This window comes from Curtobacterium sp. MCBA15_016, assembly GCF_001865105.1.
Classification (GTDB): Bacteria; Actinomycetota; Actinomycetes; order Actinomycetales; family Microbacteriaceae; genus Curtobacterium.
This window is the reverse complement of record NZ_MJGR01000001.1, coordinates 205,280-226,971: the sequence shown is the minus strand read 5'-3', so window position 1 is coordinate 226,971 and position 21,692 is coordinate 205,280. Positions and strand designations below refer to the sequence as shown.

Here is a 21,692-nt window from a genome sequence, read left to right as displayed (position 1 = left end):
AGCAGCGAAGCACGATGGGACCACCATGACGACGACGTCCGCCCGCACCACACCCTCGACACGGGCCTGGATCACCGCGGTGTTCGTCGTGTTCACCCTGTCCGGCCTCGACATCGCGACCTGGCTCGGCCGGATCCCGAGCGTCCGCGACTCCCTCGGAGCGAGCACCTTCGAGATGGGCCTGCTCGTGCTCGGCATGGCGGTCGGCTCGATCGGCGGCCTGACCTTCGCCGGGCACATCGTCGCGAAGCTCGGGGCTCGCCGGGGCGTCCAGGTGGCCGCAGCGTGCCTGGCCCTCGGGATGGTCTTCGCCGGGCTGGCGGTGAGCCTCGGGTGGGGCTTCGCCGCCATCTGGATCGCGCTCATCGCGTTCGGGTTCGGCAACGGCCTGTGCGACGTGTCGATGAACGTGTCCGGCGCCGCGGCGGAGAAGGCCGGCGGCCGCACGATCATGCCGCTGTTCCACGCCGCGTTCAGCCTCGGCACGCTCGCCGGTGCCGGCCTCGGAGCCCTCGCCGAGGCGCTCGAGGTCCCGGTCGCGTGGCACTTCATCGTCCTCGTCGTCGTCACGAGTGCCGCGATGCTCGTCGCCGTCACGCACTTCCAGGACGAGCACCGCTTCGAGGAGCACGTCGCCACGGACACCAGCCCGGTGCCGACGCCGGTCAGCCGCTGGCAGGTCTGGGCCCAGCCGTCGACCCTGCTCATCGGCGTGATCGTGCTCGGCATGGCCCTGGCCGAGGGCTCGGCGAACGACTGGCTGCCGCTGGCCATGATCGACGGGCACGGCCTCGACAACGCCGCGGGCGCCGCCGTCCTCACGGTGTTCCTCGCCGCCATGACCGTCGGTCGGGTGGCCGGCAGTCCGCTCATCGACCGGTTCGGGCGGGTGCCGATCCTCCGCATCAGCGCCGCCGTGGCGGTCGTCGGCCTCGGCATGCTCATCTTCATCCAGGACGTGCCGCTCGCGATCGTCGGGGTCGTGCTCTGGGGTCTCGGCGCGAGCCTCGGCTTCCCGATGGGCATGTCCGCCGCGGCCGACGACCCCCGGACCGCCGCCGCCCGGGTCAGCGCCGTGGCGACGATCGGGTACGTGGCGTTCCTCGCGGGACCGCCGCTCATCGGGTTCCTCGGCGAGCAGGTGGGGCTGCTCGGTGCGCTCCTGGTGGTCTTCGTGTTCATCATCGCGGCGGGACTCGCGTCGGGTGCCGCCCGTGAGCGCGGCGCCGCCGCCCGGCCGACCCGCCGGGGCGGCGACGCGGACGGCGGGGGCGAGCCGCGCCTCCAGGCCCAGCGCGCCGACGCGGCCACGAGCGCCGACAGCACCACGGGCGGTCGCGACGCCGGTTAGGCTCTCCGGGTGCGTCTCGTCATCGCCCGCTGCTCCGTCGACTACGCGGGCCGGCTCTCAGCCCACCTGCCGCTCGCGACCCGTCTGCTCATGCTGAAGGCCGACGGTTCGCTGCTCGTCCACTCCGACGGCGGCAGCTACAAGCCGCTCAACTGGATGAGCCCGCCGTGCTCGATCGAGATCACCGAGCCGGACGAGGAGCAGTCGAGCGCCGGCATCACGCAGGTGTGGACGGTCACGCAGAAGAAGACGCAGGACAAGCTCATCGTCTCCCTGTACGAGGTCGTCTCCGACGAGTCCCACGACCTCGGCGTCGACCCGGGCCTCGTGAAGGACGGCGTCGAGGCGCACCTGCAGCAGCTCCTCGCGGAGCAGATCGAGCTGCTCGGCGACGGCCACACGCTGGTCCGCCGCGAGTACATGACCGCGATCGGCCCGGTGGACATCCTCGCCCGCGACGAGGCCGGGGCGAGCGTCGCCGTCGAGATGAAGCGGAACGCCAACATCGACGCGGTCGAGCAGCTCACCCGGTACCTCGAGCTCATGAACCGCGATCCGCTGCTCCGGCCGGTGCAGGGTGTGCTCGCCGCGCAGACGGTGGCGCCGCAGGCACGGACCCTCGCCGAGGACCGCGGGATCCGCGTCCTCGTGCTCGACTACGACGCGATGCGCGGCATCGAGGGCGGCCACACCCGCCTCTTCTGAGCGGTCGGACTGGAGGCGCGGCTCGCGTCCGCCGGTGCCGTCGCGCCCGCCGGGCGGTCGCCGCCAGGGCCCCGGCTAGGCTGAGCGGGACATGACCAGCCCGTTCTCCGCCATCCTCTTCGACCTCGACGGCACCATCAGCGATTCCGCGCCGGGCATCCTCGAGAGCCTCACCCACACCTTCCGGAAGGTCGGGGTCCCCGTGCCGGACCACGCGACGCTGCTGTCGTTCGTGGGCCCGCCGATCATGGACACCTTCACGACGGCGATGGGCATGGACGCCCAACAGGCCGAGCACACGCTGTCCGTCTACCGCGAGCACTACTTCTCGCACGGCGCCCTCGACTCGGCGATGTTCCCCGGGATCGACGTCGTCCTGCGCACCCTGCACGACGCCGGGCTGCCGATCTCGACCGCGACGAGCAAGCCCGAGACGCCGGCGACGTACATCCTCGAGCACTACGGCCTCACCGGCGACATCGACATCATCACGGGCGCCAGCGACGACGAGGTCCGCTCGTCGAAGGCCGACGTGGTCGAGGAAGCCCTGCGCCGCCTCGACGCCCGCGGGTTCGACACGAGCCGCCCGGTGCTGATCGGGGACCGCCTGCACGACGTCCAGGGGGCGGCCGTGCACGGGGTCCCGACGATCTTCGCCGAGTGGGGCTACGGCTCCCCCGCCGAGGCCGAGGGCACCATCGCGCAGGCTGCGACCCCGCTCGACCTGCTCCCGATCCTGCTGCCGTCCTCGTGACGACCGGGGCGGGCGGCCGGACCGCGGGTGGACTGCGCGGTGCCGCCTGGCTGCTGCCGGCAGCCATCGTCCTCATCGCGCTGAACTTCCGCGGGCCGATCGTCGCGACGGCCCCGGTCATCGGCGACGTCCGCGTGGACCTCGGCCTGACCGCGACGGTCGCCGGGCTGCTGACGACGATCCCGGTCCTCTGCTTCGCGCTCGCGACGCCGTTCGCCAGCTGGGTCATCGCGAAGGCCGACCCCGAGCGCGCGGTGTCGCTCTCCCTCGTCATCGTGCTCGTCGGCACCGTCGTCCGCTCGATGCCCTCGTCCGCGGCGCTGCTCGTCGGCACCGCCGTGATCGGCATCGGCATCACGATCGGCAACGTCGTGATCCCCGTCGTGATCCGGCGGGACACCTCGCCCGAGCGGGTCGGCCTGGTCACCGGCGTCTACACGTCCGCGCTCAACGTCGGGTCGATGATCACCTCGCTCGGCACCGCGCCGATCGCCGCGAGCTGGGGCTGGCCGGTCGCGATCGCGGTCTGGGCGGTGTTCGCCGTGGTGGCCGGTCTCGCCTGGACCTACGCGGTCGGCGCCCGGGCCGCGTGGCGCCGCCCGACGGCGTCCGAGCCCGTCGTCGAGACGGGGCCGATCGACCAGGTGCTCGGCACGGGTGCGATCCGGACGGTCGACGGCGGTGCGGGGTCCGCGCAGGTGCGCCCCGCTCGTCGGCTCATCACCTGGGGGCTGACCCTCGCGTTCGGCGGCCAGGCGTTCTCGTACTACGCCCTCACCGCGTGGATCCCGACGCTGCTGCACGACGAGATCGGCTTCTCGAAGGCGTCGTCCGGGGCGAGCTCGTCGGTGTTCCAGATCCTCGCGGTCGTCGGGGCGCTCGGTGTCCCGGTGCTCGCGGCGAAGTGGCGTCCGCGCGCGATCATCGCCCTCGTCGCGTTCCTCTGGCTCGCGATGCCGCTCGGGCTGCTGTTCGCCCCGCAGCTCTGGCTGCTCTGGTCCGTCCTCGGCGGCGCGGCACAGGGCGGCGGCATCACGGTGATCTTCATCGTGATCGTCCGGATCGTGTCGAGCGACGCCGACGCGCGGCGGATGTCCGCGTTCGTGCAGGGTGGCGGGTACCTGCTCGGTTCCGCGGGGCCGCTCGTCGCCGGTTCGTTGCACGGGATCACCGGAGACTGGACGGCACCGTTGCTCGTCGTGCTCGTCGCCGTGCTGACGCTCGGGATCGTGGGGACGTTCGCGGCCCGACGGGTGGCCTGAGACAAGGTTCCGGCTCGACCGGGGATCCGCTGGTGCCGCCCGGTCGCACCCGCACGTCGTCTCAGCGCCGCGCGTGACTTCGGGGCGAGCTGGCGGCACCGTCCCGGTCCACCGTCATCCCGGGCGGCCAAGGTCCGGAGGGTGGACACTCGACGACCCGCACGGTGGTGGGACCAGCCGCTCGCGGCACGCTGCGCCCTGCTCCTGATCGCGGCGGGCATGACCGTGCTGCTCGGGTGGAACCTGGCCCGCGGCGGTGACTCCGGGTTCTACGAGGCGTCCGCCCGGTCGATGTCCGAATCGTGGCCGGCGCTCTTCTCCGGCGCGTTCGACCCCTCGGCGACGGTGACCCTCGACAAGCTCAGCGGGTTCGCCGTTCCCCAGGCGCTGAGCATCCGGCTGTTCGGCGACTCCACCGCCGCACTCGCGCTCCCCCAGGTCGTCGAGGGTCTGGTCACGCTGTGGGCTTGCTCGCTCGTCGGACTCCGGTGGGCCGGGGTCGGGACGGGGCTCGTCGCCGCGGGTGCAGCGGCGACGACGCCGATCTTCGTGTCGATGTTCGCCCACCCGATGGAGGACGGCATGGTCACGGCGGCCCTGGCGGTCGCCCTGCTCTGCTGGCAGCGGGCGGCGATCACGGGCCGGTGGTGGCCGCTCATCGCCGCCGGGCTCGCGGTCGGCGTCGGGTTCCAGGCGAAGATGCTGCAGTCGTGGTTCGTGCTGCCCGCACTGGTGCTCGGGACACTCGTCGCCACGGCCGGCCGGGACGGCACCCGGCTCGGCACCGGCGCCCGGATCGGTCGCGCGGTGGTCCTCGGTGCGGTGTCGGTCGCGGCGTCGCTCGCGTGGGTGGTCGGGCTGGCCCTCACCCCGGCGGGCGCCCGACCCTGGATCGACGGCTCGACCGACGACAGCCCGTTCGCGATGGTGTTCGGCTACAACGGCATCGACCGGTTCCTGCCGGGAGCGGTGCCCGGCTCCGTCAGCACGACCGAGGGCCCCGCCGCCCGGCCGGCACGCCTCGGCGGCCCCGGAGGTGTGACGAAGCTCATCGAGCCGCACCTGGCGTCGCAGGTCGCCTGGCTCCTCCCCGCAGCCCTGTTCGCGGTCATGCTCGCCGTCGTCCTGCTCCTCGTCCGCCGGACCGGCACACGGGTCGGCAGCGTCTTCGGTCGGGCGTTCGACACCCGTGCCGGTTCGGCCACGTTGCTCGTGGTCACCGTCTGGCTCGTGACCGCGGCCGTCGTGCTCTCGGTGGCGAAGGTGCCGCACACCGCGTACGTCGCTGCGGTCGGTGTGCAGCTCGCCGTCCTCGCGGCCCTGGGGTGGCGCGGCGCCGTCGGCCTGGTGCGGGCGCAGTCGGCGTGGCTCCGGGTGGTGCCGGTGCTCCTGGCGACCGCGCAGCTCGCGTGGTGGGCGTTCCTGGCCCGAGGTGCCGCGATGCCGGCGGTGCTCGCGACACCGGCCCTCGTCGTCGGGGTCGCGGCCGTGCTCGCGACGGTGGTCGCGTTCCTGTGGCGACCACGCTGGGAGGGGACGCGCGGGCCGGGCCGGCACCGCGCCTCCCGGGCCGCGATCGCCCTCGCAGCCGGACTCGCACTCGTCGCCGGCCCCGCGGCCTTCTCGCTGCAGGCGCTCGACGCCGCACGCGACGGGAGCGGGAGTGACGCCTCGGTCGGATCGTGGGTCCCGCGCTGGCGGGTTCCGGACGGTCGGGCCGAGGCCTTCCGGGTCTCCCGGCCGGACTGGTGGGGTGGGTCCTCGGCGCCGTACCCGGTCGTGTTCCGGCACCTCGTCCGGACGGCGCGGCGCCTCGACGGGTACCGCGCCAGCGTGCCGCTCTTCCTCACCGACACGTGGCGCATCTCGTCGCCCGTGATCGACGCGACCGGGCTGCCGGTGCTGACCGACGGCGGGTTCTCGGGGACGGTGCCGGTGTTCACGGCGCGGCAGGTGCGGCAGCGGATCGCCAGCGGGCTCCGGGTGCTGGTGGTGCAGGCCGGCGCGCCACGGACCGATCCGGTGCTGCGGGCGGCGCTGGCGGGTGGATGTCGGGCGGTCGCCGACGTCGACCCGGGGGCGCGGGTGCCGGCGCACCCGTGGGCGGTGACGGGCATCGGGTGGACGGTGTGGCGGTGCGGGCTGCCGGGCCGGTCGGTGGACCGGCTGGGCGGGCAGGCGGCGCCGCGGTCGCGGGAGGGGGCGGCGCGCTCGGCGGGGTCGCGCACGGGGTCGAACCACGAATCCGACATCGAACCGCGCCGATCACATGGTTCGGTGTCGGAATCGTGGTTCGACACCCGACCCGCCGGCGCGGGCACCGTCAGCCGGCGAGCAGCACCTCGCGCAACGACATCGGCCGGCGCCCCGTGACCCGCTCGACGTCGCCCGACACCCGCGCGAGCGCCCCCTCGGCGATCGCCGTGTAGGTGCTCACCCACGCGTCCGCCTGCCACGGCTCCGGGTTCCACCGCGCGCGCGAGGCGTACGCCTCCTCGAGCGTCTCCGGGTGGTACGTGACCTCGCGCCCACGCACCTCGGACACGGTGGCAGCCGCCTCGTGCAGGGTGATCGCCGCGGGCCCCGTCAGCTCGTACGTCCGATCGAGGTGCGCCGCCGGGTTCCGCAGGACCTCGGTCGCGACCCGGGCGACGTCGGCTCGCGCGACCGCTGCCATGGCCCCGTCGCCCGCCGGCCCCCGGATGACGCCGTCCTCGCCGACGAGGTCCTCGACGAAGTCCAGGTAGAAGGAGTCCCGGAGGAACGTGTGCGCCATCGAGGTCGCCCGGATCGCCTCTTCCGTCGCCCAGTGGTCGCGACCGAGCGTGAAGGTCGCGTCCGCCGCCGCGCCCACGAACGACGTGTAGACCACGTGCCGGACGCCAGCGGTCGCGGCAGCGGAGACGAACGAGCGGTGTTGGGCGAGACGGTCCACCGCCTCGGCGCCGGAGACCATGAGCAGCAGGTCGATGCCCTCGAGCGCCGCGCGGCTCGCCTCGGCATCGCCGAACGACGCGACCGCGACCTCGGCTCCGGGGAGATCCGGCGCCCGGGAGGCGTCCCGCACGATCATCCGGAACGGCACACCGCCGTCCGCCAGGGCGCGCGCCACGGCGCCGCCGATCTTGCCGGTCGCGCCGGTGAGTGCGATGGTCATGGTCGCTCCTGTCGTGGTCGTCGCTGGGGTCTCGTGGTCACGTCCGCACGGTCCTGGAGGCGCGGATCACCGTGGGTGCGACCCGCACCGCGTTCACACCGTCGACCTCGACCGCCCAGGTGCGGGCCGCCTCGTGGTCGCGGCCGTGCCGCATGTGCCGGCCCACCAGACGATCGACGCGCACGGTGTCGTCCACAGCGCAGAACCACGTCTCGGTGAAGAGGTCGGCGAGCGCTGCCCAGGGACCGCTGTCGTCGAGCAGGTAGTTCCCCTCGGACACCACGAGCCGGGTGCGCTGCGGGACGGCGATGCTGCCCGCGACGGGTTCGTCGACGCGCCGGTCGAAGTCGGGTGCCCACACCACGGCCTCGTCGCCTGCGACCAGCCGACGGACGAGCGCGACGTAGCCATCACCGTCGAAGGTGTCGATCGCGCCCTTGCGGTCGTGGCGGCCGAGGGCGTCCAGCGCCGTGTTCGCCAGGTGGAACCCGTCCATCGGGACCTGCACGGCGGTGCCGGCACCGAGCGCCGCGTCCACCCCCGCGACGAGCCGGCGGGCCAGCGTCGACTTGCCGGCACCGGGAGCGCCGGCGATGCCGAGCACGGTGCGCTGCCCGTCCGTGGCGAGCCGGATCGCGCGGTCGACCGCGTCGTCGACGGACATCTCGGGCGGGAGCACGGCTTCATCCTGGCAGAGCGCGCCGACACCGGTCCCGGGTGGTTCACTTGCCGCATGGTCGATGCGACGAAGGCGTTCAGCGGGTTCTCGGTGCGTGACGTGCCCGAGGCGAAGGCGTTCTACGAGGACGTCCTGGGGGTCGAGGTCACCGAGGACCACGGCATGCTCTTCCTGCAGCTCGGCGACGGACACGGTGTGCTCGTCTACCCCAAGGGTCCCGCACACGAGCCGGCGTCCTTCACGGTGCTGAACTTCCCGGTGCCGTCGGTCGACGACGCCGTGGACGAGCTCGCGGCGAAGGGCGTGCCCTTCCTGCACTACGAGGGGATGACCGACGAGAAGGGCGTGAACCGCAAGGGCGGCCCGCTCATCGCGTGGTTCACCGACCCCTCGGGCAACGTGCTGAGCGTCCTCGAGCAGTAGCGGGAGTCGCGCGACATTCTGTATGCAGAAAGCTCGCGCGCGCGTTCGAGGCCGTCCTACGCTCGCTCTCCCGACGAAGGAGAGACCGCAATGCTGATACGGATCGCCGATCACGACGAGCTGCGTGCTGAGCGCGCCGAGTTGTACCGCAAGTGGAACCTGGACGAACGTGAGTTCGCCCCCATCGAGGCGTGGCGCGACCTCGACCACGACGAGTACTGCGCCCGCGAGACCCTGGACAACATCTCGTTCCTGCTGGGCGAACGCAGTCGGCCACGGCCCTGCTGAAACGCACCGGCCCGCATCCGGGCGGGGCAGCGGGTCAGCGGGGCAGGACGCCGGCCCAGCCGAGGGCGATCGGCACGACGAGCCCGTGCCGACGGAGCGGCAGGTCCGCGATCGGGATCCACGCGGCCTCGTCGGTCGACCCGTCCTCCTCGGAACGCAGCGCCCCACCGGTGATCGACGCCCGGAAGACCACCTGCACGGCCTTCATCGCCCGGCCGTTCGCGTGGATGCGACGCTCGGCCGGCACGATGTGGTGCCGCACACCGAGCAATTCCCCGACGGACGCCTCGTACCCGGTCTCCTCCCGGATCTCCCGGACGACGGCCTGCTCGACGCTCTCGTCGAACTCGACCCCGCCGCCGGGGAGCGTCCACGTCCCCGCCTCGGGGATCCGGAGCTTTGCGAGGAGCACCCGGTCACCGTCGGTGATCACGCCGTAGGCGGCGAGCCGCGTGTCGTAGTCCGTGTACTCCATCAGCCGACCATGCCAGGTGCGTGCGCCGACGTCGGCGAGCCGCGCCGCGCCTCCAGGACCGACGCGCCTGGACCGGACTACCGTGCCCCGTACCGACGCTCTCCCGGACGGTGACGATGACGACCTCGACCCCGACGCCCCTCGGCGCGATCACCTGCCTGCCCGCGAACGAGGCGGCGTGGACGGACCTCGAACTGGTCTTCGGCGAGCGCGGCGATCCCGCGCACTGCTGGTGTCGGTGGTTCAAGGCCTCGGCGGCGGAGTTCCGGGCGATGCCGAACGACGAACGGCGCGAGCGCTTCCACCGGGAGACCGGCTGTGACGACTCCACGGCACGCACGTCGACCGGTGTGGTCGCCTACCGCGACGGCGAGCCGGTTTGGTGGGTGGCGGTCGAACCCCGGCCCGGGCTGGTGCGGCTGCGCGGCGCGAAGGTGCCGTGGAGCGGGCGTGACGAGGACCCCGACGACCCGGCGGTCTGGGTGGTCTCGTGCTTCGTCGTCCGGCGGGGCTTCCGTCGGCAGGGCGTCAGCCGCGCGCTGCTCGGCGGGGCGGTGGACCACGCGCGTCGATCGGGTGCGACGGCGGTCGAGGGGTACCCGACCGAACCGGCTCCGGGTGCGACGGACGGCGGCGGCGCGATGTTCGTCGGGCCGCGGTCGGTGTTCGAGGCGGCGGGCTTCACCGAGGTGTCGCACCCGACGCCGCGTCGCTGGGTCTACCGGAAGGACTGCTGACGACCAGGCCCGTGACCGCTCAGACGGTCGCGGCGGCAGACGCCCAGCCGACCCGCATCCGTGCGACCGCCCGGTCGAACCCGGCGAGGGGATCGGCGTCGTCGCGCAGGAGCGACTGCAGCTGCAGCCCCTCGTAGAGGGCGACGAGCTGCTCGGCGGCGTGCCGGGGCGAGGTGCCGCGCGGCTCCCGTCCGGCGACGACGTCCCGCACGAGGGCGAGCGTCACGTCCTCGAACGAGCGGGTGTACTGCCCGCGGAACCAGCCGGCCGCGGGGTGGTCGGGGCTCGAGGCGGCGCTGAGCAGCGCGACCCGGAGCCGGACCAGTGCGGGGTCGTCACGGCCGACCTCGAGTCGCGCGCGGAGGTACGCGACCGCGCCCGAGCGCTCGGCCACGACCCACAGCGCACGACGGCTGCCGTTGTTCCACCGGTCCATGACGGCGACGACGAGGAGCTCCCACAGCGGGTAGACCCGTCGGACCTCGGCTTCCGGGACCTCGGCGTGGGCGGCGACCTCGGCGGGACCGACGGTGTGGAAGTCCGACGCGCGGTACGCCTCGATGGCGCCCGTGACGATGCGGGCGCGCAGGTCGGCGTCGGACTCGGGCATGCCGTCGATTCTCCGGGGGACCCGGCGGCCCCGCGAGTCGCCAGTTCAGGGGTGGTACCAGGCGCACCGCGCCGGCCCAGCCAGAGGGGCAGGTACCCGGCGCCCCGTCAGCCCCGCCCCGCGGACCGCCGCCACGCCAGCACGAGGCCGCCCGTCAGCCCCGGTCGAACGTCAGCGTCTCGTCGTCCGCCGCGGTGACCCGGCCGGTCCGCGCGAACTCCGCCCAGATCGCCCGGAAGGCCCGCCCGCGCCGCTCGACCTCGGGCCAGTCCCGCTGCGGCACGAAGCGCGAGCCGGCCCAGGCCTCGCGACCGCCGAGCAGCAGCGGCAGGTCGCTCATGTGCACGGCCCCGGTCGGCTGCACGGTCACGCCGCGGTGCAGCCGGTACGAGGTCGCCCGACCACCGGCGGCCCGGTGCCGCGCCGCGAACCGACGGACGTCCCGCCCGTAGATGACCTCGGACAGCGGGCGCACGAGCAGCCAGCGCAACAGCGGTCGCACGGCTCGCACCCGGGCGAGTGATCGCAGCCCGGGGATCAGCGGCACGTACATCGCGGTCTCGTCCGCACCGGAGCCGATCAGGACGTCGACGTCCGGAGCCGCGTCGCGCCATGCCTGCCCGGTGTCACGCTCGGCGGGGAGCGGCGCGAACCCGTACTGGGTGCCGTAGGGCATGCCTCCGGGCAACCCGAAGGGTGCGGCGGCCCGGCTGCCGAGGGCCTGGCGATCGAGCACCTCGTCGAGCGGGGTGTCCGGGAGCACGGCTCCGACGGCCCGGACCATCGCCCGGTTCATCCGCGCCCGACCCCGCGACAGCCCGAGCGGTGCACTCTGGACGATCACCCGCCGGAAGAGGCCGGCTGCTCCGTCGCTGATCATGAGGTGGGCCGCGGCGTCGCCCCCGGCGGACTGACCAGCCACGGTGACGAGGTCCGGGTCACCACCGAAGGCCGCGATGTTCGCCTGCACCCACCGCAGCGCCTCGACGAGGTCGAGCAGCCCGAGGTTCGCCGGGACGGTCTCCCCGTCGCCGAGGAACCCGAGCACACCGAGCCGGAACGTCACCGAGACGAACACGACCCGCTGCTCCGTGACGAGGTCGCGCGCGTCGTAGATCGGCAGGTCACCACCGCCGATGACGTAGGAGCCGCCGTGGATCCAGACGATGACGGGCAGCCGCTCGCCCGACCGGGCGTCTGCGGGCATCGTGATCGACAGCCGCTGGCAGTGCTCGTCGACGACGAGGCCCTCCACCGGGTGGAGCAGCTGGTCGACGAAGGTCGCCTGCGGCTGCGGCGCCACGGGCGACGGGGTGGTCGCCGGGAACGGCTCGGCGAACGCGGGGACCGGCTCCGGGACGGCGAAGCGCTCGGCACGGGCGTAGGGGATGCCGAGGGCCCGGACGACACTCCCGTCCGCGACGCCGGTGATGCGTCCGGCAGGTGGGTCCCAGGTCAGCGAGGCGGCGTCGAGCATCCGTCCACGCTAGCCAGCGTGACCAGTGCACGGCCTGGAGGGACGGTGCGGGCCCGCACCGCGCCTCCCGTCCCGCAGTCCCTCCGTCACTCGCGGCGCACGACGGGCCGCAACGAGCCGGACGCGGCGAACGCCGCGACGAACAGCACCGCCACCAGCCAGAGCGCGCTCAGCGCGCCGACGTGCTCCGCGATCGCACCGATGACGGGCGGCCCCGCGAAGTTCGCGAAGTACCCGATCGAGGCGACCACGCTGACACGGGCCGCCGGGTTCGGGCCGCTCTGCGCCGCCGCCGACATCCCGAGCGGGAAGCCCATCGAGACGCCGACCGCCCAGAGCATGACGCCCACGAGGGTGAGCCACCAGCTCCCGCCGACGATGAAGAGCACGGCGCCGACGATGCCGAGCGCGGTCGTCCACCGCACGGTCCGCACACGTCCGAGCCGGTCCACGACGGGGCCGGCGAAGACGCGGGTGGCCGCCTCGGAGACGGCGAACACCGTGAAGAACAGCGCACCGACCGCCGCGGTCTGCCCGTGCCCGTCGGTGGTGGCGAGGGCGAGCCAGTTGTTCGCCGAGCCCTCACCGAGTTCGACGCCGAGCATGACCACCCCGATGAGGAGCAGTCGGACGTCCGCCCACCCTCGTGCCCACTGCCGGAGTCGCTGCCGGGGTGTGAGCGTCGTGTCGTGTTCCTCGGCACGGGTGCCGTCCGGGATGCCCCGCATCGCGAGCACACCGACCACGAGGATGACGACGGCCTCACCGAGGAGCTGCGCCGACGGGGTGATGCCGAGCCACGCGCAGAGGGCGGCGATCCCGGCGCCGAGGGCCGCGCCTCCCGACCAGGCCGCGTGCATCAGCGGGAGCAGCGTGCGACCGGCGAGCGCCTCGATCGCCGTGCCCTCGACGTTCGCCATCACGTCCAGCGAGCCGATGCCCGCGCCGGCGACCACGAACCCGACCGCTGCCAGCGGGACGGAGTGGAGCGCGGCTGCCGTCCCGATGACGGCGATCGCGACCGGGACCAGCACGACCACCGCGGTGAGCGCCCGGCGCCCGCCGAGTCGGCGCAGCAGCGGGGCCGCGCTGAGCAGGCCGCCGATGGACCCGATCGTGACCCCGCCGAGCATGAGCCCGATGGTCCCGACGTCCACACCGAGCTCGAGCCGGAGCTCGGGCAGCCGCGGACCCCACGCTGCGAGGCTCACCCCACCGATCGCGAACGCGATGACGATGGCGTTCCGCCACCCGGCGAGCTGTCTGCGGTCCTCGTCGACCCCGAGCTGGTGCATCCGGCTATCGAACCCGCTTGATGGGGATCACCACAAGGGCGCCGAGGAGTGCGACGACACCCGCGGCCCAGCACATGAGGACGTAGTTGTCGGCGTGCGAGCTGCCGATCGACAGGAAGAAGAGCGAGATCGCCGGCGCGAGCGACTGGGGCAGCGCGTTCGCGATGTTGATGACGCCGAGGTCCTTACCGGGACGGTCGGCGTTCGGGAGCACGTCGACGACGAGTGCGGTGTCGATCGCGGAGTAGATGCCGTACGCGAAGCCCATGATGACCTCGGCGACGTAGAAGCCGTTCACGGTCTCGGCGTGCGCGAGGACGACGAGGCCCACCGCGAAGAGGGCCGTCGAGCCGCCGACGAACACCTTGCGGCGACCCAGCTTGTCGGACGCCCACCCCGAGAGCGCCGCGCTGACCAGGAGCGCGATCGTGTAGAGCAGCACGCCGAACGCGACGGCCTCGGTGGCCTGCTTCGCGTCCTCGATGCCGATGTGCTCCTGCATGTAGAGCAACCGGTACGTCGTGAACATGAACGTCGCGAGGATGATCAGGAAGCGCGACCACCACGCGAACGCGAAGTCCGGGTTCTTGATCGGGTTCGTCCAGAACGACGAGATGAGGTTGAGGAACGTGAACTTCTTGAGCGTGTACGTCGGCAGCTCGTCCCGGGCGACGACCGCGTAGACGGCGACGAGGATGATCGCCAGGATGCCGGGCGCGATGAACAGCACGGGCAGGTTCGCGACGAAGAACACCGACAGGTAGGTGCCGGCGAGCACGGCGAGGTTCTGCGCGAGCGCGATGATGCTCGACGACCGGCCGCGCTGGAGCTGCGGGACGTTGTCGGCGAAGCTCGCCAGCAGGGTGGCGAGGGTCGCGTTGGCGGCGAGCTGGGCGAGCAGCCACGCGAGCGTCAGGTTGAGCACGTCGGGTGCGTAGGCGATCCAGGCGAGTGCGATCGCGAAGACGACGACGCCGCTCATGAGCCACGGACGACGCCGGCCCCAGCGGGTGCGGGTGCGGTCGGACAGCGCGCCGGCCAGGGGGTTCATGATGAGCGCGCCGAACGCACCGATCGGCAGGACGGAGCCGATGACGTTCGCGGCGTCGTCCCCGACCAGGGCCTGCGCCTTGAGCTGCATGCTCACGTAGACCGGTGCCATGAGCGCGACGAAGAGGCCGAACTGCCCGAGGAACAGCGCGATCTGGTAGCCGATGCCCACCCGCATCGTGCTGACCGGCTGCGTGATGCCCTCTTCGGGGTTCAGCAGTGCCGGGCTGCCGGGTTCGGGTGTGCTCATGACGCCTCCTTGAGTCGATGCTTCGCCGTCCAAAACCGTCTTGCGCACGGTTTTGACTGGTTGAGCATACATCGACAGGTGTCGTTCATGCAGCGGCGTGCGTCACGGAGCGCAGCAAAAACTACACACCGGGTGGTTTTTGGGGTAGCGTCGTCATCGATCTCGCCGTGGAGCATCGCTCCTCGACGGACTGCGACACCCGGTGCTGCGACACCCGGTGCCGCGACACCCAGTCAGGACCGAAGGAGCCTCACGCAATGCCCACCACCTCTGTGCAGCTGTACTCGCTGCGCGACGCCATCGCGGAAGACCTCGACAAGGCGATCGCCCGTGTCGCCGAGATCGGGTACGAGAACGTCGAGCCCTACGCGTTCGTCGAGCGTGCCGCGGACCTCGAGCGCGCCTTCGCCGCCACCGGCCTCACGGCCCCGTCCGGCCACGTCGCCGTGATCGACGCCGAGGACACCGCCCCGATCTGGGACGCGGCCGAGCGCCTCGGCATCCAGACCGTCATCGACCCGTTCATCCCGACCGACCGCTGGCAGACCGCCGACGACGTCGCGAAGATCGCCGAGCGCGTCAACGTCCTCACCGCCGAGGCAGCCTCGCGCGGCCTCAAGTTCGGCTACCACAACCACCAGTGGGAGTTCACGAACAAGGTCGACGGCCGCACGGTCTACGACCACTTCGTCTCGCAGATCAGCCCGGAGACGGTGCTCGAGCTCGACACCTTCTGGGCGACCGTCGGTGGCGCCGACGCCCCCGCCGTCCTGAAGTCGCTCGGCGACCGCGTCGTCGCGATCCACGTCAAGGACGGCAAGGTCGACGGCGACATCCTCACCGCGCTGCCCTCGTCCGAGAGCGCACTCGTCGTCCCCGAGGCGCTGCAGCGTGCCTTCGAGAACCAGACCCCCGCCGGTCAGGGCGACGTCGACGTCCCGGCCATCCTCGCCGCGGCGCCGCAGGCCATCCGCGTCGTCGAGTTCGACGCGTACTCCGGCGACGTCTTCGAGGGCATCACCGAGTCCCTCGCCTGGCTGAAGGACAACGACAAGTGACCCGTGTCGGGATCGGCATCATCGGTGCCGGCAACATCTCCACGCAGTACCTGGAGAACCTGACCAAGTTCGCCGACGTCGAGGTCCGGTTCGTCGCCGACGTGCTGCTCGACCGCGCAGCGGCCCAGGCAGCGGAGTACGGGGTCGGCGCGTCCGGCTCGGTCGACGAGCTCCTCGCCCGCGACGACATCAGCATCGTGATCAACCTGACGATCCCGGCGGCCCACGCCGAGGTCGACCAGCAGATCATCGACGCCGGCAAGCACGTGTGGAGCGAGAAGCCGATCGCGACCGACCACGAGTCGGCCGCCGCGGTGCTCGCCTCCGCTGCGTCGAAGGGACTCCGGGTCGCGACCGCTCCGGACACCGTGCTCGGCGCGGGCATCCAGACGGCGCTCCGTGCCATCGCCCGCGGTGACATCGGCGAGCCGCTGACCGCGACGACGCTGTTCCACGTGCCCGGACCCGAGGCGTGGCACCCGAACCCGGACTTCCTGTTCGCCGAGGGCGCCGGTCCCCTGTTCGACATGGGCCCGTACTACGTGACGACCCTCGTGCACGCGTTCGGCACCGCCAGCCGCGTGCAGGCCGTGTCCTCGAAGTCGCTCGACCGTCGCACGATCGCGTCCGGCCCCCGCGCCGGCGAGACGTTCCCGGTCGAGGTCCCCACGCACCACGCCGCCCTGATCGAGTTCGCCGGCGGGCAGTCCGCCCAGTCGACGTTCTCGTTCCAGCACGCGCTGCCGCGCATGGGCTTCGTCGAGATCAACGGCACGCTCGGCACGATCTCGCTGCCGGACCCGAACACGTTCGAGGGCTCGTCGCAGCTCTGGCGCTACGGCCAGGAGGAACCCGAGACCCTCGAGGCGATCGGCTCCACCTGGGGTCGTGGCACCGGGGTCGTCGAGCTCGCGCGCGCCATCGCCGAGGACCGTCCCGAGCGCGCCTCGGGTGCGGTCGCGCTGCACGTCCTCGACGTGCTGCTCGGCATCCGCGACGCTGCGGCGTCGGGTTCCGCCGTCGACATCACGTCGACGGTGGACCGTGTCCCGCCGCTGCCGGAGGACTTCGATCCGTCGGCTGCGGTGCTCACCGCGTAGCTTCTGCGCTCCGCAGGACGGCCGGCTCCGACAGGGGCCGGCCGTTCTGCGTACGGGGGGCCAGGAGGCGCGGCGCGGCTCCGGTGCGTCGGCTACGGCCGTGCGGTCGCGAGCCACTCGTGAAACGTCGAGCCGACCACGTCGACGTCGTCCCCGGGCAGGAGCGCACCGTCCCGGAACGCCCGGCCCTCGGGTGGTCGCCGCGACGTTTCAGTAGATCCGCGGACCGCACGATGAATCATCTAATCCGACAAACAATCCGTTCGTCGGTCCTAGATTCCCGGGCTCGCGCGCAGTCCGGACGGCGTAAAGGTTCAACCGGTCTTACGTCTCCCCCGGCGCCTTGGTGAGGTTGCCGGTCCCGTCGTACGTATACCCATCCGTGGTGATCTGCGAGGCGGCGTTGTAGGTCAGCTTCTGGTCGCTGATGACCGCGTCGGTGGCAGCGTTGGTTGCCTTGGCTTCGGTGCGGTTGCCGGCGTCGTCGTACGTGTACGTCCAGTTCGTCGGGTTGGTGCCGCCGGTCTGGGTGATCCCGGTGAGGTGCCTGCTCGGGGTGCCGTCGGTGTTCTTGTACGCGTAGTTGGTCGCCTGCCCGGTGATGTTGTCCTTCGCCCACTGCAGCTTCGTGCGGTCGTTCGCCGTCGACACCGTGCAGGTCGGAGCAGTGGTGGACGCCATGTAGCAGTAGTCGGTGTCGACCACGAGCTGGGGGTCCTCGTCGGCTGCCCAGGCCTGCACCTTGGTGACCTTGCCGGACTTGTCGTAGGTCAGCTTCTGGTGCGCGCTCCACCACGTCGGATCCTGGGTGGGGTCGGCATTCGGTGTGGCGTTCAGCCACGTGTCGGTGCGGCGGCCGTTCTTGTCCGTCCAGTACAGCTGCCGGGCCTCACCGGAGCTCGTCGGGTACGTCGTCGCGGTGAGGACCTCGGACGCGTCGTACGTGTGCGAGACAGTGCCCGTGGAGTCCGTCACCTGCGCCGTGTTCCCGGCGAGGTCGTACCCGTAGGACACGGTCCCGCCGCCGGCGGTGTTCACCGTGGCGACCAGGCGGTTGCGCTGGTCGTACGTGTTGCTGGCGCACATCGAGGAGCACGGAATGGAGTAGCGACTGCTAGCAGTCGCTATCACGGAGTGGCACCATCAAGTGCCTGATAGCACATGCTATCTCAGGCTATGGTGCGCTATCTCCGCGTACCCGTGCGCGGTAGCGTAAGGGGCGATGCGACGGTGCTGGTGCTCGTGGGTACGGTGTCCTCTGCGCAATCGGACGGGCGTTGGACCTCTAGTCGCTAGGTTGGTCCGACGGTATTAGAGCGAGTGGAGAGGTGCCGACATGCCAGGACCCTGGGACCTCACCCTCACGCTGGTCATCGCAGGCAGCGCCGCCCTACTCACCGCGTCGGCTGCGGCTGCGGTTGTGGTTCAGCGCATGTGGGCCGACCGCCGCTCACAGCTGTGGGACCGGATCGACAAGGCGCTGACGCTCGCGACTTCAACCGATGATGAGACAAGGGCAGTAGGCATGCTCCTTGTCGAGGAACTCGTGAAATCGAACCGCTTGAAGTGGTCCGAGGCTCCACCTGCTCGGCTAACGAAGTTCGACAAGCACCTGTTGACCGAAGTTTCAACGGCATTAGGACCGAAGGAGCCGCGATGAAGAAGTCAGAGATCGCTGCTGCACGTGCCCGGGTCGCCCTCCTCGAGGACGAGGGCACCAAGCCGCCACAATGGCTCACCGACATCGCCAGCATCTCGCTCGATGGCGCCGAAGATAGAGCCGCGTCACCGGCGGCAGAGAAGAGCGAGTCACCTGCGGGCGAGAAGAGCGAGGATCCGAGTGTGGTCAAGGTCCCCTACGTCGATTTGCCCAATGCGATACCCCAGCTCTTCAGCGCGGGTCAACGGCTGTCCTCTGACCTGGCGCGAGCAAGGTTCGATTCGGGACAGTGGATCTTTGAACTGCCGGCACAAGCTCGGGCGGAAACCAGGCCGTCGGGCCCTCTCGCGGTTGAAGGCATCGAGCATGGGTCTCTGGCTGGTGTTCGAGGAGTCCTGCCTAGACAGCTCTGGGATGCCCTCGACGTGACGCCGAAGGCCGGCTTCCGAATTGTAAGTTCAGCGACGGGTGAGTTGGTCAGCATCCGCGTGGAAGCTGCACCGACGGACGGCAACGACGACGCGGACAGCGCGGCTCAGTACGATCCCCGGCGCTCACCGAGAACTTGATGCTACCTTCCGATATCGCGTGCTATGACATGCTGTCGATTGCTAGCAATGTGAATTTTCGCGCCGCCGGGTCAAATGTCGTCTTCACTCTTGATCTTGGCCAAGTTCTCGCCGCAGTCATAGGAGCGAGCGTGGGCGCCACTATCGGTGTCGTCGGCACTGCATCTGTCTCGCGTAACGCTCGTCGATATGCTGAAGATCAGGCACGCGCGACCGCGCTGGAGCACGCGATTGAGAACCTGCTTCGGAGCCTTGTAGACGTCACCGCAACTGCGGATGAGTGGCGTCGCTTGGTAGACCTCTGGACTGGAAACCCAGCCACATACCCGAAGGGGAGACCTCAGATGGGTGCCGTGTCGATGGCGTTGGAGCTCGTGAAGCTCCGAGCCCCAGCCTCTGAGCGTGACGCAACCGATCGCTTGAGCGCCGCGTGGGACCGCATTGCCAACGGTGAAGCAAGTCCGCAACCGAACGCTTACGGCCTTTTTGCCAGAGCTGTCGTTGCTTGGCGCGCGGGAGAGGGCCTAGCTGCGACCGAACACGCCCTCCGCCAGGCGGTCATGGTCGCTGAGAACGGGCTCGTCAACGACGACGAGGGCCCCAGAATTTTCTAGTCCAACTGGCCCGCATCTGCGGCCTCGTAGTGAGTTCGTGCAGCATCTACGACGGCTCCGATGGACGTACGCTCGCTGGCGGACGTAGCCCCATCGGCGCCTTCCGGGAGCGGGGGCAGTCGGTCGAAGAACAACTTGGCCACCTCGTACAGCAGCGCGGCACGATCGGCCGGGCTTTGTGCGCCCTGAATATCTCGGGTGAGCATCGCTTTGAGATCCGGACCGATCGTCGTCATGACGGTGATCGTACTTCAGTTCATGTCACCGTCGTGCCCGACCGCGGCTCTCCGTCAGCTCTCGCCGAACCTCAGCGGCAAGCGCACTCCGAGCCCGCAACTCGGCTCCAGCAGCCGTCGCGAAGTCGGAGGGCTCCGGTCAAAGTTGGTCCTCCCAGTACTTCGCTTCGGCATCGACGAAGGCGTCTGCGATCGCATCGAGGGTGCGCTGCCATTCGTCCCACGTCCGGTCAATTTCGGGGGAACCGTACGCCGCTACAAGGGCTGCACTTTCGGCCAGCTCCTCCCGTGACAGCTCGTGGATCCCCTTGCGCCGCGCAGGCGCGTACGGGTCGTCCGGCTCACTGGTCACAGGGTCGAATCCTGACTCGTGTGAGGCCCGCGCAACGGAGAGGTTGAAGATGCGATCCTGCTCTCCCTGGCCAGTGGCTTCCGCGATGTGCAGCACACGTACCAGAGCTTCCGCCCGATCCGCCGATCGCTGTGCTTCCAGGGCAGTCCGCCGGTTCGAGCAAGCGGCCCAGACGCCGACGACGAGCGCCCCGACTGATGCGATCGACGATCCGACGATCGCACCGAGACCCGGCTCGATCATGCGTCGACGCGGGGGAGAGTGAGGTCCGCGGCGTCTGCCACGGGGTGCCGATCAAGTGCTCGGTACACGGTCGCACGGCCGATATCGAACAGCTCCACGAGCTCGGCGATCGAGTGGTCGCCGGCGCGGTGTAGTGCGACGAGGTGACGCTCCTGGGCAGGGGAGAGCTTGGGCTTCCGTCCCTTGAGCTTCCCGCGGACCTTCGCGGTCGCCATGCCTTCTCGCGTGCGTGCCCGGATGAGGTCGGATTCGAACTCTGCGACCATGCCGAGCACGTTGAAGAGGAGTCGCCCGACCGGGTCGGTGGGGTCGTAGATGGATCCGCCGAGGTTCAGCTTCACGCCGCGGCGCGTGAGCTCCTCTGCGATGTCTGTCGCATCGCGGAGGGATCTTGCGAGCCGGTCGAGTTTCGTGACGACGAGGGTGTCTCCCGGTCGGCACGCTGCTAGCGCCGACTTGAGTCCTGGGCGATCGCGCTTGGTGCCGGTCATGCCCTTGTCTGTGAAGACCCGTTCTGCCGGCACTCCGAGCGCTACGAGGGCGTCGGTCTGTGCAATGAGGTCCTGGCTGTCGGTCGAGACGCGGGCGTAGCCGAGGGTCCATCCGGACTCCATGCCTTGAGTCTCGCATAGGGCACCGTCACCGGAACCTATTTCGGACTACCTATCTGAGACTGGCCGACTATGCGCTATCTCGGGCTTCGTCCTCGAGCTCGTGCCGTCTCGGTAAGCGATCGGCTATCGAGACAGGTGATACTCCTACTCCTGGGTGTCCCACTGGTCGACGTAGTCCCTCGAAACCGCCCGAAGCATCTCGAGCCGATCAGTCGAGAGAGCTTCGTTACCGACCAGGACCATCGTTCCCGCGCGCGCCAACGCGATGCCGGGGGAGAGGGTGGGGTCGGCTTGTTCGGTCGCGAGAGCGACGGCTGTTTCCATCACGGATCGCTCGACGGGGGCGAGAGCTTGTTCCGGGAAGTACACGTGCGTGCCGATCGCCGGCCCGTGCTGAGGCGTGAGGATGAGGTGGAGTCGGAGGCTGACGAGACTGTCGCCGGTGTCCGGGTCCATGACGACGACGTTGCGCTGCTGCCGTCTAGCGGTCACGACGTCCTGGTCGTGCAGGATTTGGGTCAGACCTTGCGCGACTGAGCGGTAGCTGGCCGCCATGCGTGGGGACGCAGACTCGTGGGCTCGGTCAAGTGCGTCTCCACGTCGGCCATGGTCGACGAACTGGATGGTGCTGGTGAGTAGGCGTTCGTAGGCGAAGGCGAAGAACCGGTCGCCGGCAGCGGCGTTCACCTGCGCTTTGTCCTGCGCGACGTGGTGTGGGCGGCCAGCGACGCGG

General features: G+C 70.8%; 25 protein-coding genes. 13 read left to right on the top strand and 12 right to left on the bottom strand.

What is annotated here, in order from left to right; translation table 11 throughout:
* The first annotated feature begins 25 nt into the window (after window positions 1-25).
* From BIV03_RS01155 to BIV03_RS01135, 5 genes are all read left to right on the top strand, one after another.
* Window positions 26-1,351: an MFS transporter gene (locus BIV03_RS01155; RefSeq protein ID WP_254790664.1), complete on the top strand. Its 1,326-nt coding sequence runs from the start codon at window positions 26-28 to the stop codon at window positions 1,349-1,351.
* Window positions 1,352-1,360: 9 nt separating this feature from the next.
* Window positions 1,361-2,056 carry an endonuclease NucS gene (gene nucS / locus BIV03_RS01150; protein ID WP_070417381.1) on the top strand — a complete coding sequence of 232 codons (696 nt, stop codon included), beginning with the start codon at window positions 1,361-1,363 and terminating at the stop codon, window positions 2,054-2,056.
* A 91-nt stretch (window positions 2,057-2,147) separates the two neighbouring features.
* The gene (locus BIV03_RS01145) at window positions 2,148-2,810 is read left to right on the top strand and encodes an HAD hydrolase-like protein (RefSeq protein ID WP_071294308.1); all 663 of its coding nucleotides are present in this window, start codon (window positions 2,148-2,150) and stop codon (window positions 2,808-2,810) included.
* On the top strand, window positions 2,807-4,072 hold the full coding sequence (locus BIV03_RS01140) for a CynX/NimT family MFS transporter (protein ID WP_083403112.1): 1,266 nt from the start codon (window positions 2,807-2,809) through the stop codon (window positions 4,070-4,072). Before BIV03_RS01145 ends, BIV03_RS01140 begins: the two co-directional genes overlap by 4 nt.
* A gap of 141 nt (window positions 4,073-4,213) precedes the next feature.
* Window positions 4,214-6,445 carry a glycosyltransferase family 39 protein gene (locus BIV03_RS01135; protein WP_071294307.1) on the top strand — a complete coding sequence of 744 codons (2,232 nt, stop codon included), beginning with the start codon at window positions 4,214-4,216 and terminating at the stop codon, window positions 6,443-6,445.
* Here BIV03_RS01135 and BIV03_RS01130 read toward each other — a convergent pair.
* Together BIV03_RS01130 and BIV03_RS01125 are read right to left on the bottom strand one after the other, a co-directional pair.
* Window positions 6,396-7,229, bottom strand: coding sequence for an SDR family oxidoreductase (locus tag BIV03_RS01130; protein ID WP_071294306.1), 834 nt, complete (start codon window positions 7,227-7,229; stop codon window positions 6,396-6,398). The two genes, BIV03_RS01135 and BIV03_RS01130, sit on opposite strands and share 50 nt — an antisense overlap.
* A gap of 37 nt (window positions 7,230-7,266) precedes the next feature.
* The gene (locus BIV03_RS01125) at window positions 7,267-7,893 is read right to left on the bottom strand and encodes a nucleoside/nucleotide kinase family protein (RefSeq protein ID WP_071294363.1); all 627 of its coding nucleotides are present in this window, start codon (window positions 7,891-7,893) and stop codon (window positions 7,267-7,269) included.
* Between the two features lie 69 nt (window positions 7,894-7,962).
* Here BIV03_RS01125 and BIV03_RS01120 point away from each other — a divergent pair, with 69 nt between their 5' ends.
* Together BIV03_RS01120 and BIV03_RS01115 are read left to right on the top strand one after the other, a co-directional pair.
* The gene (locus BIV03_RS01120) at window positions 7,963-8,331 is read left to right on the top strand and encodes a VOC family protein (RefSeq protein WP_071294305.1); all 369 of its coding nucleotides are present in this window, start codon (window positions 7,963-7,965) and stop codon (window positions 8,329-8,331) included.
* A 90-nt stretch (window positions 8,332-8,421) separates the two neighbouring features.
* Window positions 8,422-8,619 carry a hypothetical protein gene (locus BIV03_RS01115; protein ID WP_071294304.1) on the top strand — a complete coding sequence of 66 codons (198 nt, stop codon included), beginning with the start codon at window positions 8,422-8,424 and terminating at the stop codon, window positions 8,617-8,619.
* A gap of 34 nt (window positions 8,620-8,653) precedes the next feature.
* Here the strand turns inward: BIV03_RS01115 and BIV03_RS01110 are convergent, their stop codons facing one another.
* On the bottom strand, window positions 8,654-9,094 hold the full coding sequence (locus tag BIV03_RS01110; protein WP_071294303.1) for an NUDIX hydrolase: 441 nt from the start codon (window positions 9,092-9,094) through the stop codon (window positions 8,654-8,656).
* 116 nt (window positions 9,095-9,210) lie between these two features.
* On the opposite strand from BIV03_RS01110, the gene BIV03_RS01105 reads away from it, so the two are divergent.
* Window positions 9,211-9,831: a GNAT family N-acetyltransferase gene (locus BIV03_RS01105; RefSeq protein ID WP_071294362.1), complete on the top strand. Its 621-nt coding sequence runs from the start codon at window positions 9,211-9,213 to the stop codon at window positions 9,829-9,831.
* A 19-nt stretch (window positions 9,832-9,850) separates the two neighbouring features.
* Here the strand turns inward: BIV03_RS01105 and BIV03_RS01100 are convergent, their stop codons facing one another.
* The 4 genes from BIV03_RS01100 to BIV03_RS01085 all read right to left on the bottom strand — a co-directional run bounded on the left by BIV03_RS01100 (window position 9,851) and on the right by BIV03_RS01085 (window position 14,513).
* Entirely contained in the window at window positions 9,851-10,441 is a 591-nt protein-coding gene (locus tag BIV03_RS01100) for a TetR/AcrR family transcriptional regulator (protein ID WP_070417389.1), read from the bottom strand.
* A gap of 154 nt (window positions 10,442-10,595) precedes the next feature.
* Window positions 10,596-11,918 (bottom strand): carboxylesterase family protein, encoded by a 1,323-nt coding sequence (locus tag BIV03_RS01095; RefSeq protein ID WP_071294302.1) that lies wholly within the window; start codon window positions 11,916-11,918, stop codon window positions 10,596-10,598.
* Between the two features lie 86 nt (window positions 11,919-12,004).
* On the bottom strand, window positions 12,005-13,213 hold the full coding sequence (locus BIV03_RS01090; protein WP_071294301.1) for an MFS transporter: 1,209 nt from the start codon (window positions 13,211-13,213) through the stop codon (window positions 12,005-12,007).
* Between the two features lie 4 nt (window positions 13,214-13,217).
* A complete protein-coding gene (locus BIV03_RS01085) occupies window positions 13,218-14,513 on the bottom strand; it encodes an MFS transporter (protein WP_071294300.1) in 1,296 nt (431 codons plus the stop codon).
* 257 nt (window positions 14,514-14,770) lie between these two features.
* Between BIV03_RS01085 and BIV03_RS01080 the strand changes: the two genes are divergently transcribed.
* Together BIV03_RS01080 and BIV03_RS01075 are read left to right on the top strand one after the other, a co-directional pair.
* Window positions 14,771-15,571 carry a sugar phosphate isomerase/epimerase gene (locus tag BIV03_RS01080; RefSeq protein WP_175475662.1) on the top strand — a complete coding sequence of 267 codons (801 nt, stop codon included), beginning with the start codon at window positions 14,771-14,773 and terminating at the stop codon, window positions 15,569-15,571.
* Window positions 15,568-16,671 (top strand): Gfo/Idh/MocA family protein, encoded by a 1,104-nt coding sequence (locus BIV03_RS01075; RefSeq protein ID WP_071294299.1) that lies wholly within the window; start codon window positions 15,568-15,570, stop codon window positions 16,669-16,671. Before BIV03_RS01080 ends, BIV03_RS01075 begins: the two co-directional genes overlap by 4 nt.
* 324 nt (window positions 16,672-16,995) lie before the next feature.
* On the opposite strand, the gene BIV03_RS01070 is transcribed toward BIV03_RS01075, so the two are convergent.
* A complete protein-coding gene (locus BIV03_RS01070; RefSeq protein WP_071294298.1) occupies window positions 16,996-17,757 on the bottom strand; it encodes a hypothetical protein in 762 nt (253 codons plus the stop codon).
* A gap of 250 nt (window positions 17,758-18,007) precedes the next feature.
* Here BIV03_RS01070 and BIV03_RS18965 point away from each other — a divergent pair, with 250 nt between their 5' ends.
* From BIV03_RS18965 to BIV03_RS18955, 3 genes are all read left to right on the top strand, one after another.
* The gene (locus BIV03_RS18965) at window positions 18,008-18,331 is read left to right on the top strand and encodes a hypothetical protein (protein WP_139201818.1); all 324 of its coding nucleotides are present in this window, start codon (window positions 18,008-18,010) and stop codon (window positions 18,329-18,331) included.
* Complete coding sequence (locus BIV03_RS18960; RefSeq protein ID WP_139201817.1) at window positions 18,328-18,900, top strand: hypothetical protein; 573 nt, start codon at window positions 18,328-18,330, stop codon at window positions 18,898-18,900. The genes BIV03_RS18965 and BIV03_RS18960 overlap by 4 nt, the downstream gene beginning before the upstream one ends.
* Before the next feature lie 131 nt (window positions 18,901-19,031).
* On the top strand, window positions 19,032-19,514 hold the full coding sequence (locus tag BIV03_RS18955) for a hypothetical protein (protein ID WP_139201816.1): 483 nt from the start codon (window positions 19,032-19,034) through the stop codon (window positions 19,512-19,514).
* Here BIV03_RS18955 and BIV03_RS01065 read toward each other — a convergent pair.
* The 4 genes from BIV03_RS01065 to BIV03_RS01050 form a co-directional block, all read right to left on the bottom strand.
* Window positions 19,511-19,750: a hypothetical protein gene (locus BIV03_RS01065; protein WP_071294297.1), complete on the bottom strand. Its 240-nt coding sequence runs from the start codon at window positions 19,748-19,750 to the stop codon at window positions 19,511-19,513. The genes BIV03_RS18955 and BIV03_RS01065 overlap by 4 nt on opposite strands.
* 139 nt (window positions 19,751-19,889) lie before the next feature.
* Window positions 19,890-20,345, bottom strand: coding sequence for a hypothetical protein (locus BIV03_RS01060; RefSeq protein ID WP_139201815.1), 456 nt, complete (start codon window positions 20,343-20,345; stop codon window positions 19,890-19,892).
* Entirely contained in the window at window positions 20,342-20,959 is a 618-nt protein-coding gene (locus tag BIV03_RS01055) for a recombinase family protein (protein WP_071294295.1), read from the bottom strand. The genes BIV03_RS01060 and BIV03_RS01055 overlap by 4 nt, the downstream gene beginning before the upstream one ends.
* 144 nt (window positions 20,960-21,103) lie before the next feature.
* Entirely contained in the window at window positions 21,104-21,646 is a 543-nt protein-coding gene (locus tag BIV03_RS01050; RefSeq protein WP_071294294.1) for a hypothetical protein, read from the bottom strand.
* Between the last annotated feature and the right edge of the window lie 46 nt (window positions 21,647-21,692).

Coding starts and splice junctions, on each gene's coding strand:
- BIV03_RS01130 (WP_071294306.1), bottom strand. CDS start 7,229: ATGACCATCGCACTCACCGGCGCGACCGGCAAGATCGGCGGCGCCGTG.
- BIV03_RS01105 (WP_071294362.1), top strand. CDS start 9,211: ATGACGACCTCGACCCCGACGCCCCTCGGCGCGATCACCTGCCTGCCC.
- BIV03_RS01085 (WP_071294300.1), bottom strand. CDS start 14,513: ATGAGCACACCCGAACCCGGCAGCCCGGCACTGCTGAACCCCGAAGAG.
- BIV03_RS01125 (WP_071294363.1), bottom strand. CDS start 7,893: ATGTCCGTCGACGACGCGGTCGACCGCGCGATCCGGCTCGCCACGGAC.
- BIV03_RS01090 (WP_071294301.1), bottom strand. CDS start 13,213: ATGCACCAGCTCGGGGTCGACGAGGACCGCAGACAGCTCGCCGGGTGG.
- BIV03_RS01080 (WP_175475662.1), top strand. CDS start 14,771: ATGCCCACCACCTCTGTGCAGCTGTACTCGCTGCGCGACGCCATCGCG.
- BIV03_RS01055 (WP_071294295.1), bottom strand. CDS start 20,959: ATGGAGTCCGGATGGACCCTCGGCTACGCCCGCGTCTCGACCGACAGC.
- BIV03_RS01100 (WP_070417389.1), bottom strand. CDS start 10,441: ATGCCCGAGTCCGACGCCGACCTGCGCGCCCGCATCGTCACGGGCGCC.
- BIV03_RS01110 (WP_071294303.1), bottom strand. CDS start 9,094: ATGGAGTACACGGACTACGACACGCGGCTCGCCGCCTACGGCGTGATC.
- BIV03_RS01095 (WP_071294302.1), bottom strand. CDS start 11,918: ATGCTCGACGCCGCCTCGCTGACCTGGGACCCACCTGCCGGACGCATC.
- BIV03_RS01145 (WP_071294308.1), top strand. CDS start 2,148: ATGACCAGCCCGTTCTCCGCCATCCTCTTCGACCTCGACGGCACCATC.
- BIV03_RS01070 (WP_071294298.1), bottom strand. CDS start 17,757: ATGTGCGCCAGCAACACGTACGACCAGCGCAACCGCCTGGTCGCCACG.
- BIV03_RS18965 (WP_139201818.1), top strand. CDS start 18,008: ATGCCAGGACCCTGGGACCTCACCCTCACGCTGGTCATCGCAGGCAGC.
- BIV03_RS01065 (WP_071294297.1), bottom strand. CDS start 19,750: ATGACGACGATCGGTCCGGATCTCAAAGCGATGCTCACCCGAGATATT.
- BIV03_RS18960 (WP_139201817.1), top strand. CDS start 18,328: ATGAAGAAGTCAGAGATCGCTGCTGCACGTGCCCGGGTCGCCCTCCTC.
- BIV03_RS01060 (WP_139201815.1), bottom strand. CDS start 20,345: ATGATCGAGCCGGGTCTCGGTGCGATCGTCGGATCGTCGATCGCATCA.
- BIV03_RS01155 (WP_254790664.1), top strand. CDS start 26: ATGACGACGACGTCCGCCCGCACCACACCCTCGACACGGGCCTGGATC.
- BIV03_RS01115 (WP_071294304.1), top strand. CDS start 8,422: ATGCTGATACGGATCGCCGATCACGACGAGCTGCGTGCTGAGCGCGCC.
- BIV03_RS01120 (WP_071294305.1), top strand. CDS start 7,963: ATGGTCGATGCGACGAAGGCGTTCAGCGGGTTCTCGGTGCGTGACGTG.